The following is a 539-nucleotide window of genomic DNA, read 5'->3' on the forward strand; positions in this document are numbered from 1 at the left end:
CCAGCGGCGCGAAAAACCTGATCATCGGCGGCATGAACGACAACACCGTATTGGGCGGCGTACGCGCCACCGAAAGCGCCGGCTTCAAGGCCGCCAACGTGATCGGCATCGGCATCAATGGCACCGACGCCATCGGCGAATTGAAGAAAGCCGACAGCGGCTTCTTCGGCTCGATGCTGCCAAGCCCGCACATCGAGGGCTACAACACTGCGCTGATGATGTACGAGTGGGTCACCAAGGGTACCGAGCCGCCTAAATATACGGCCATGGACGAAGTGACCCTGATCACCCGCGCCAACTTCCAGGAAGAACTGACCAAGATCGGGCTGTGGAAATGACCGCTGCGGCCCTGCGTTTTGACGCTATCGGCAAAACCTTTCCCGGGGTCAAGGCGCTGGACGGCATCAGTTTCACCGCCCAGCCGGGGCAGGTGCACGCCCTGATGGGTGAGAACGGTGCGGGCAAGTCGACGCTGCTGAAGATCCTCGGCGGCGCCTATATTCCCAGCAGCGGCACGGTGCAGATCGGCGCGCAGACCA

1 protein-coding gene and 1 pseudogene are annotated in these 539 nt (G+C 62.0%); both read left to right on the top strand.

All coding sequences use genetic code 11. The annotated features are described in order from the left end of the window. A pseudogene (locus tag J1G35_RS30660) lies at positions 1-338 on the top strand (arabinose ABC transporter substrate-binding protein); the annotation flags it as partial. Then, on the top strand, positions 335-539 hold a 205-nt coding region (locus J1G35_RS30665), incomplete at its 3' end, for an ATP-binding cassette domain-containing protein (RefSeq protein ID WP_223016880.1). The pseudogene J1G35_RS30660 and the gene J1G35_RS30665, both read left to right, overlap by 4 nt.

Origin of the sequence: Pseudomonas sp. SH10-3B (genome assembly GCF_019891415.1) — a bacterium.
GTDB lineage: Bacteria > Pseudomonadota > Gammaproteobacteria > Pseudomonadales > Pseudomonadaceae > Aquipseudomonas.